Genomic DNA, 8,765 nt, shown 5'->3' on the forward strand with positions numbered 1-8,765 from the left:
CGAAGCGGCTGGTCGAGCCGGACCGGCTGGTGTCGACCGGGCACCGCTGGTACCTCGTGGCGTACGACCTCGGGCGCGAGGACTGGCGCACCTTCCGGGTGGACCGGGTGAGCGACCCCTTCGCCACCGGGGCGCGCTTCACACCGCGCGAGCTGCCGGCGAACGACGCGGCCGAGCTGCTGTCCCGCTCGATGTCGCGCGCCCAGCGGGAACTGGACCTGGACATCACCTTCGAGGCGCCGACCGCCTTCGTGACGGCCCGGCTGCCCTCGCACCTCGTCCCGGAGGCCACCGGTGAGCACAGCTGCCGGCTGCGCACCCGCTCGGCGGACTCGGTGGAGTGGGTGGCGCTGCGCCTGGCGCTGGTCGACGCCCCCTTCACGGTCCACGCGCCCGCGCCGCTGCGGATGTACGTGGAGGACCTGGCCGCCCGTCTGTCGGCGGCGGTCGGGGCGGGCGGCACGCGGGCCGGCTGACGGGCCCCCGGTGCCACGGGCGGCTCGCGCCGGGTACGCGGAGGGCCCGGGGACGGTGTCCCCGGGCCCTTTCCGGTGGCGCGCACGGCTCGCGGCCGGTGTTCCCTGGCGGCGGACGGTCAGGCGACCGCGTCGAAGCCGGTGTCGCGGGCCATCTTCTTCAGTTCCAGCAGGGCGTGCTTCTCGATCTGGCGGATCCGCTCCCGCGTCAGGCCGTGCTCCTTGCCGACCTCCGTCAGGGTCCGCTCGCGGCCGTCCTCGATGCCGTACCGCATGCGGATGATCGACGCCGTACGGTGGTCCAGCTTGTCGATCAGGTCGTCCAGCTCCTCGCTGCGCAGCAGCGTCAGCACGGACTGCTCCGGGGAGACGGCCGACGTGTCCTCCAGGAGGTCGCCGAACTGCGTCTCGCCCTCGTCGTCCACCGACATGTTCAGCGAGACCGGGTCGCGCGCCCAGTCCAGGACGTCGACGACCCGCGCCGGGGTGGTGCCCAGCTCGGCCGCCACTTCGGCGGGCTCGGGCTCCCGCCCGTTCTCCCGGTTGAACTCGCGCTGGACGCGCCGGATCCTGCCGAGCTCCTCCACCAGGTGGACGGGGAGGCGGATGGTGCGCGACTGGTCGGCGATGGAGCGGGTGATGGCCTGGCGGATCCACCACGTCGCGTACGTGGAGAACTTGAAGCCCTTCGCGTAGTCGAACTTCTCGACCGCGCGGACCAGGCCCGCGTTCCCCTCCTGGATGAGGTCGAGCAGCGGCAGGCCGCTGCGCGGGTAGCGCCGGGCGACGGCGACGACGAGCCGCAGGTTCGACTTGATGAAGAGGTCCTTGGCACGCTCGCCCTCGGCCACCAGCGCCTCGAGCTCCTCGCGGGTCGCCCCGCCCGCCTCGCTCTCCACCTCACCGTCGAGTATCTGCTGGGCGTAGACGCCCGCCTCGATGGTCTGCGAGAGCTCGACCTCCTTGGCGGCGTCGAGCAGGGGCGTGCGCGCGATCTCGTCGAGGTACATGCCGACCAGGTCGCGGTCGGCGATCTCCCCGCCCACGGCGCGAACGCTGCTTGCCCGGCCGCCCCCGCTCGCGGCGGAGGACTGACGACGGGCGACGGCACGGGTTGCCATGCGTGCTCCCTTGCTGAGTAGGTCGCGACACCCTTGCGGGTGCCCTGCATCCGACGGAAACAACGACTGGAATCAGGACAGAATTCCCACCCGGCACCTGAATTTTCGCGATCATGCAGTATCCTGCGCGCCGCCGCGCCGGGCGGCCCCGCGACACCGCGCCCGCAGGGGCGGCGGATCCGCAGGTCGGAGCCGTACGGGGGCCGGGAGCGGCGCCGATCTCGGAAACCCCGACCGCGCCGTCGGTGAGACCGCGATCACACGCGGTGCACCCGGAGAGACGCCGGCCGGTGCCCGGAGGTTGCCCCCTTCCTTCTCCCGGGAGGGTGTCCCCTCCGTCTCCCAGAGGTTGCTCCCTCCGTCTCACCTGCCGCGCGGCACCTAATCACCCGGCCCCGCCCGGACCGGGAGTCCGCGCCCGGCGTACGGCCGTGGGCGGGCCGCGCCCGGCGGTCCTCCGTCTCTCCGTTCCCCGTCCCCGCCCGGGGGCGTAGGTCCCGCGCCCGTTCCGCGCCCCGGGGGCGGCGGCCTACGGTCCCTGCCATGAGCGACGACCCTTCCGGCACCCTCGACGAGGCGCTCGAACGCCTCCACACCACCGGCCCCGAGCGCGGCGGCCGGCTGTCCAACCACGCCCCGATGGCGGTCGAGGCACTCGTCCGCCACGGCCAGGCCCCGGCCGTGCACCGCTGGCTCGACGCCTACGGCCCGAAGCTGGAGGAGCTGCCCTCCCCGCACACCCCGGTGACCGCGGCGACCTGGCGCGAGGCGCTCGGCGACCCGGCCCGGATCACCGACTGGACCCGGTTCTTCGCGCGGGAGCTGGCCGAGCACCCCTGGCGGGAGGTGCTCGCCACGTGGTGGCCCCGGCTGCTGCCGGGCATCGCGGGCGGGGCGACCCACCCCGTGATCCGTACCGGTCACGCCGTACGGACCCTGCTCGCCTCCCGGGAGGAGACGGCGCCGCGCCGCGCCGAGCTGGCGCACGCCCTCGGCTACTGGGCGGCCCGCCACCAGCCCCTGCCACCGGTCGCGCCCCTGCCCGCCGCGCCGGACGCGGCGGCCGCGCTCGACTCCGTACCGCCCGTGCCCGAGCAGGAGGGCGGGATCCGGGACCGTCTCGCCCAGCTGACGGCCCTTCCCGCCTGGGGGGCCGGAGCTCCGCCGGCCCCGGAGACGGCGAGGACGCGGCTCACCGAACTCGTGACGGCCGCGACGCACCGGTACGCGTCCCACGGCCACGGCGAACCGATCATGCTGGTGCACGCGGCGACCGCGCCGAACGCCGTCCTGCGGACCCTGCCCGCCCTGCCGCGCGCGCTGTGGGCGCCGAGCCTGGCGGCCGCGTGGGCGGCCTCGGCCGCGGTGACGGCGGCCTACACCCCCCGGGAGGGCGCGCCGTACCCGGCGACCTCCCTCACGGCCGAGGAGGTCTTCGCGCGGGCGGCGGCGCACGGCGACGACCACACGATCAAGTTCGCGGACACGGCGCTCGACGTCGCCGACCCGGTCGCCCTGGCCGCCGCCGTCCGCGCGGTCGAACTGAACCCGCCCGTCTTCTAGGCCCCGGGGACCCGGGCCGGTCGGGCCGCACCGCACGGACCGCCAACGCCCCGGGCCCGGGCCGCTTCGGCTGAACCGCCAATGCCCCGGGCCCCGGCCGTTCAGCCGAACTGCACGGACCGCTTGGCGAGCCCCATCCAGAAGCCGTCGACGACCGACCGCCCGCGGTCCAGGTCGCCGGCGGCGTCCGCCGCGCCCATCGCGACGAACAGCGGCGCGAAGTGCTCGGTGCGCGGGTGCGCGAGGCGCCCGGCCGGGGACTTGTGCGTGAAGTCGAGGAGGGCGTCGACGTCCTGGGCGGCGAGCGCCTCGCGCCCCCAGGCGTCGAACTCGGCGGACCAGCCCGGCACCCCGCCGCCCGGGTGGCGGAGGGCGGCGAGGTTGTGGGTGAAGAAGCCGCTGCCGACGATCAGGACGCCCTCGTCCCGCAGCGGTGCCAGAGCGCGGCCGATGTCCATGAGGCGGCGCGGGTCGAGGGTGGGCAGGGAGATCTGGAGGACGGGGACGTCGGCGCCGGGGTACATCTCGACGAGCGGGACGTACGCGCCGTGGTCGAGTCCCCGGTCGGGGATGTCCTGGACGGGCGTGCCGGGGGCGCGCAGCAGCTTGCGGACGGCGGCGGCGAGGCCGGGCGCGCCGGGGGCCGCGTACCGGACGCGGTAGTAGTGCTCGGGGAAGCCCCAGAAGTCGTACACGAGCGGCACGGTCTCGGTGGCGCCGAGTGCGAGCGGGGCCTCCTCCCAGTGGGCGGAGACCATGAGGATCGCGGTGGGGCGGGGCAGCGCGGCCGACCAGGCGGCCAGCTCGCCGGGCCAGACGGGGTCGTCGGCGAGCGGCGGCGCGCCGTGGGAGAGGTAGAGCGCGGGCATCCGGTCCGGGGTGGTGCCGGTGGTGCCGCTGTCGGGGGTGGTGTCCATGGCGACGACCTCCGCCTTCCGTCGTGAATCCTCGGCCGAGTCCTCGGCGGACTGGATCTTTGAAAGTTCAAGCTCCTACTCCATGCAGAATAAAACTACATAGTTCAACTTTCAAGGACGAGTCGTACGATGGTGCACATGGGAGACACGACCGCACCGCGCTGGCTCAGCGACGACGAACAGCGCACCTGGCGCGCCTATCTGCACGCCACCACGCTCCTGGAGGACCACCTCGACCGCCAGTTGCAGCGGGACGCGGGGATGCCGCACATCTACTACGGCCTGCTCGTCCAGCTCTCCCAGGCACCGCGCCGCCGCCTCCGGATGACCGAACTGGCCCGGAGCGCCAAGATCACCCGCTCCCGCCTCTCCCACGCCGTCGCCCGCCTGGAGAAGAACGGCTGGGTACGGCGCGAGGAGTGCCCCTCCGACAAGCGGGGCCAGTTCGCCCTGCTCACCGAGGAGGGGATGGAGGTCCTGCGCCGGACCGCGCCCGGCCACGTCGCGGCCGTCCGGCAGGCCCTCTTCGACCGGCTCTCCCCCGAGCAGGTGGCCCAGCTCGGCGAGATCATGCGCGTGATGGCCGAGGGGCTCCAGCCCTCGGACCCGGACGCGGACCTGCCCTGGCTCCGCTGAGCGCACGCGCGGAACCAGGGCAGGCGAACGGGGGCGGGGCCGCCCCCGGCCGGTCGCGCCCCCGCGGGGTCAGTGGGCGATGACGGGGATCTTGACCTCGTCGTCAGCGCCGGCGTCCGCGCCGGCCCCGGCGACGGTGCCCGTCCCCGGCTTGCCGGCGTTGATGAGGACGAAGGCGATGCCCGCCGAGACGACCAGGATGCCCACGGCCCACCAGATGGCGGCCGTGTAGCCCTCGACCATGCCCTGAAGCTGGACCAGCTTCTGCGCGGCCGGCGTGGTCGCGCCCGCCGCGTGGTCGGTCAGGTACGCGGTCGTCGCGGAGGCGGCGATCGTGTTCAGCAGCGCCGTACCGATGGCGCCGCCGACCTGCTGCGAGGTGTTCACCATCGCGGAGGCCACACCGGCGTCCTTCGGGTCCACGCCGAGCGTCGCCAGCGACATGGCCGGCATGAACGCCGTACCCATGCCGAGGCCGAGCAGCAGCTGCGCGGGCAGGATCAGTCCGGCGTACGAGGTGTCCACCTCCAGCTGCGTGAGCAGCAGCATGCCGGCGCCGGCGGTCAGGAAGCCGGGCGCCATCAGCAGGCGCGCCGGGACCCGGGTCATCAGGCGCGTACCGATCTGCGTCGAGCCCACGATCATGCCCGCGATCATCGGCAGGAAGGCGAAGCCGGTCATGACGGGCGAGTAGCCCTTCACGACCTGGAGGTAGTACGTCAGGAAGAGGAAGAGGCCGAACATCGCGATGACGGCCAGGCCCAGGGAGAGGTAGATGCCGCCGCGGTTGCGGTCGGTCAGGACCCGCAGCGGCAGCAGCGGGTGCTTGACGAAGGCCTCGGTGCCCACGAAGGCGATGAGCAGCACCGCCGAGCCGACGAACAGGCCGATCGTGCCGGTGTCGCCCCAGCCCTCGGTCTCGGCCCGCGTGAAGCCGTACACGAGCGCGACCAGGCCCAGGGTGGAGAGGAACACGCCGGGGATGTCGAGCGGGGAGCGGTTGCGGCCGCCCGCGGGCTCGCGGATCACGAAGTACGCGCCGAGGGCGGCCACGACGGCGAACGGGATGTTGACGTAGAAGGTCCAGCGCCAGTCGAGGTACTCGGTGAGGAAGCCGCCGAGGATCAGGCCGACGGCGCCGCCGCCACCCGCGATCGCGCCGTAGATGCCGAAGGCCTTGGCGCGCTCCTTGGCGTCGGTGAAGGTCACGGCGAGCAGCGAGAGGGCGGCGGGCGCGAGGAGCGCGCCGAACACGCCCTGGAGCGCGCGGGCGCCCAGCATCATCCCCTCGCCGGTGGCCGCGCCGCCGAGCGCGGACGCGGCGGCGAAGCCGGCGAGACCGACCACGAAGGTCCGCTTGCGGCCCCAGAGGTCGGCGATACGGCCGCCGAAGAGGAGGAGTCCGCCGAAGGCGAGGGCGTAGGCGGTGATGACCCACTGCCGGTTGGCGTCGGAGATGCCGAGGTCCTGCTGGGCGGAGGGCAGGGCGATGTTCACGATCGTCGCGTCGAGGACGACCATCAGCTGGGCGAGCGCGATGAAGACGAGCGCCTTCCAGCGGGCCGGATCGGCCCCTGTCACGGCGGTGTCGGGCGTTTTGGGCATGGGAGTGGCCACCTCTTGGCGCGAAATGTCAAAAAACGGAAAAAGGAAAGGGGAGGGAAGGGAAAGGGAGGGAGCGTCGCCGGAGCGGCGAGCAGCGGGCTCCCGGGCCGCCGCCGGCCGGGGTCGTCAGGACGCCGGACAGGTGTCGCGTCGCAGATCCTCCAGGGTCGCGGGCGTGCCGGGCAGTTCGGAGCGGGCCGGTGCCTCCAGGCCGTCGAGGAACAGCAGGAGATGGCGGCGCACGAAGGGGGCGAAGGCGTCGCCGGCGGTGCCCGGCAGCGGCCGGGCGAGCTGCGACACGGCCACCATCAGGTCGCCGACGCCGACGTCGGCGCGGAGCCGGCCGGCCCGCTGGGCGCGCAGGACCAGCTCCGCGACGGCCTCCTCCACCCGCTCGCGCTCCACGACCAGGTCCGGATGCTCCTTGTCGAAGGCGCCGTCGAGCATCGGGCAGAGGGCGCCGACCCGCTCGTCGGCGGCGGCGAGGGTGAAGCGGCGGACGGCCTCGAAGGGGTCGGCCTCCTCCGCCATCGCCCGTTCGGCGATCCCGGCGACCCGTCCCATGAGGGAGAGGACGACCTCGTGGACGAGGTCGGCCCGCTCGGGGAAGTTCCGGTAGAGGGTGGCGTTCCCGACGCCGGCCCGGCGCGCGATCTCGTCGTACGGCACCTGGGGGCCGAACTCCACGAACATCTCGCGGGCCGCCGTCACCAGCCGCTCGCGGTTGCGGAGGGCGTCGGCGCGGGGCTTCGGCACGCGCCGGGCGGGCGCGGCACCCTGCTCGGGGCACAGGCGCCCGGGAGCTGCGGATTCGCCTCGTACGGACGCGGCGCGCGCGGCGCCGGCACGTACCGCGTCGGGGGTGCTGGTCACGCCACGGCCTCCTCGGTCGGTCATTCGGTCATCGGGCATCGGGCAGGACTCGCAAGTCTCACGTGTCCCGCCCGTCCCTCGGGTCTCCGGTTCGTCACACCGGGCTCACCCGTCACACAGGTCTCACACGTTCCGGCCAACCGGGGAAGGACTCCCCACTTCGTCGGAACACCTTCCTAAACGGGGACGCGCTCCCCGGTTATTTCCCGGCTCCACCGTGACCTGGGTCACATCCCGGCGGCTCCGCCGGGATACCCACGATCGGGCCACCCGGCGCGCGCCCCCGCACCGGTCGTTCCAGGCTGATCGCACGGCGCGATCTCCGCCCGCCCCCACCGGGACGGTCCGGGCAGGCCCGTGCCGCAGACCTGCCCGCACCGGAGAGGCGACCGTATGCAGCACACCCGCCGGCGGATACGCAGACCCGTCGCCCTGGCCGCGACCACGGCGCTCTCCCTCGCCCTGCTCGCCTCCGCGAGCAGCACGCTCCCCGGACCCGCCCCGGCCTCGGCCGGTCCCGTGGCCACCACGCCGGGCACCACCCAGCTCGGACCGTGCCGGATCACCACCACGATGGGCGTGCAGATGTCGGAGGGGATGCCGACCGCCCCCGGCTACGCCCGTTCCACGGGCCGCGTCAAAGCCCTCAACCTGATGATCGACTTTCCCGACGCGGTCGGGGAGGGCACGGCGATGAGCCGCTACCGGGAGTTCTTCCCGCAGACCTCCGCCTGGTTCGCCACCAGCTCCTACGGGCGCCTCCAGTACAAGCCCGAGGCCCCCATACCCGACTGGCTGCGCATGCCGCGGCCGTTCTCCTCGTACGGGATCGAGCGCGGCTCACCGTACGAACCGGGCTACCGCTCCCTCGTCGAGGACATCGTGAAGGCCGCCGACCCGAAGGTCGACTTCAGCGCCTACGATCTGGTCAACGTCCTCGTCACCCCGAACGCCGGGCCCTCCGCCCTCGACACCGTCCTGTCCGTGACCTTCTCCGGCAACGACGAGGCCCCCTACGCGGACGGCGTCCCCCTCGCCAACACGTCCTTCGTCTACAGCCGCCAGGACGACGGCTCCGGCAGCTTCGCCGAGACCGGCTACCGGGTCCTGCCCCACGAGAACGGGCACGTCTTCGGCCTGCCCGACCTCTACACCGCCGACGGCGGCGGGACCGTCGGCCACTGGGACATCATGTCCGAGGACTGGGGGGCCAACAACGACCTCCTCGGCTGGCACAAGTGGAAGCTCGGCTGGCTCGACAACGACCAGGTGAGCTGCGCCTCCGCCACCGGCACCAGCGAGCACCTGCTCACCCCGCTGGCTCTCGCCGGCGGCCCCAAGCTGGCCTTCGTGCCGCTCTCCGACACCTCCGGCTACGCCGTCGAGGTCCGCACCGAGGACGGCAACGACGAGGCCGTCTGCGACGAGGGCGTGCTCATCTACCGGGTGGAGTCCGACGTCGACACGGGCCACGGCCCGGTGACCGTCTCCGACAGCGAGCGGGCCAGCGGCGGCTGCACGCGCCGCCCCAACGTGCACGCGGAACTCTCGGACGCGCCCTACCGCCCCGGCGA

Annotated in this window: 8 protein-coding genes; 4 read left to right on the top strand and 4 right to left on the bottom strand. The window is 73.6% G+C overall.

What is annotated here, in order from left to right:
• Positions 1–476, top strand: a 476-nt coding sequence (locus RIF68_RS17730) for a WYL domain-containing protein (protein WP_309052241.1), incomplete at its 5' end; no start/stop codon positions are given.
• A 119-nt stretch (positions 477–595) separates the two neighbouring features.
• Here RIF68_RS17730 and RIF68_RS17735 read toward each other — a convergent pair.
• Positions 596–1,597 (bottom strand): sigma-70 family RNA polymerase sigma factor, encoded by a 1,002-nt coding sequence (locus tag RIF68_RS17735; RefSeq protein WP_309052242.1) that lies wholly within the window; start codon positions 1,595–1,597, stop codon positions 596–598.
• Positions 1,598–2,140: 543 nt separating this feature from the next.
• Here RIF68_RS17735 and RIF68_RS17740 point away from each other — a divergent pair.
• Positions 2,141–3,160 (top strand): questin oxidase family protein, encoded by a 1,020-nt coding sequence (locus RIF68_RS17740; protein ID WP_309052243.1) that lies wholly within the window; start codon positions 2,141–2,143, stop codon positions 3,158–3,160.
• Positions 3,161–3,261: 101 nt separating this feature from the next.
• Here RIF68_RS17740 and RIF68_RS17745 read toward each other — a convergent pair whose 3' ends face one another.
• A complete protein-coding gene (locus tag RIF68_RS17745) occupies positions 3,262–4,077 on the bottom strand; it encodes a class III extradiol ring-cleavage dioxygenase (protein ID WP_309052244.1) in 816 nt (271 codons plus the stop codon).
• Positions 4,078–4,206: 129 nt separating this feature from the next.
• Between RIF68_RS17745 and RIF68_RS17750 the strand changes: the two genes are divergently transcribed.
• Positions 4,207–4,713, top strand: coding sequence for a MarR family transcriptional regulator (locus tag RIF68_RS17750; RefSeq protein WP_309052245.1), 507 nt, complete (start codon positions 4,207–4,209; stop codon positions 4,711–4,713).
• 69 nt (positions 4,714–4,782) lie between these two features.
• Here the strand turns inward: RIF68_RS17750 and RIF68_RS17755 are convergent, their stop codons facing one another.
• Positions 4,783–6,318, bottom strand: coding sequence for an MFS transporter (locus RIF68_RS17755; protein WP_309052246.1), 1,536 nt, complete (start codon positions 6,316–6,318; stop codon positions 4,783–4,785).
• A gap of 126 nt (positions 6,319–6,444) precedes the next feature.
• On the bottom strand, positions 6,445–7,215 hold the full coding sequence (locus RIF68_RS17760; RefSeq protein WP_375165715.1) for a TetR/AcrR family transcriptional regulator: 771 nt from the start codon (positions 7,213–7,215) through the stop codon (positions 6,445–6,447).
• Between the two features lie 369 nt (positions 7,216–7,584).
• Between RIF68_RS17760 and RIF68_RS17765 the strand changes: the two genes are divergently transcribed.
• A partial coding sequence (locus RIF68_RS17765) for a M6 family metalloprotease domain-containing protein (protein ID WP_309052247.1) occupies positions 7,585–8,765 on the top strand: 1,181 nt, incomplete at its 3' end.

The organism is Streptomyces sp. (assembly GCF_031178505.1).
In the GTDB taxonomy this organism is placed as follows: domain Bacteria; phylum Actinomycetota; class Actinomycetes; order Streptomycetales; family Streptomycetaceae; genus Streptomyces; species Streptomyces gulbargensis.

Bases quoted from the DNA above. Each gene is read 5' to 3' on its own strand.
- RIF68_RS17740 (WP_309052243.1), top strand. From the start codon at position 2,141: ATGAGCGACGACCCTTCCGGCACCCTCGACGAGGCGCTCGAACGCCTC.
- RIF68_RS17755 (WP_309052246.1), bottom strand. From the start codon at position 6,318: ATGCCCAAAACGCCCGACACCGCCGTGACAGGGGCCGATCCGGCCCGC.
- RIF68_RS17735 (WP_309052242.1), bottom strand. From the start codon at position 1,597: ATGGCAACCCGTGCCGTCGCCCGTCGTCAGTCCTCCGCCGCGAGCGGG.
- RIF68_RS17745 (WP_309052244.1), bottom strand. From the start codon at position 4,077: ATGGACACCACCCCCGACAGCGGCACCACCGGCACCACCCCGGACCGG.
- RIF68_RS17760 (WP_375165715.1), bottom strand. From the start codon at position 7,215: ATGACCGACCGAGGAGGCCGTGGCGTGACCAGCACCCCCGACGCGGTA.
- RIF68_RS17750 (WP_309052245.1), top strand. From the start codon at position 4,207: ATGGTGCACATGGGAGACACGACCGCACCGCGCTGGCTCAGCGACGAC.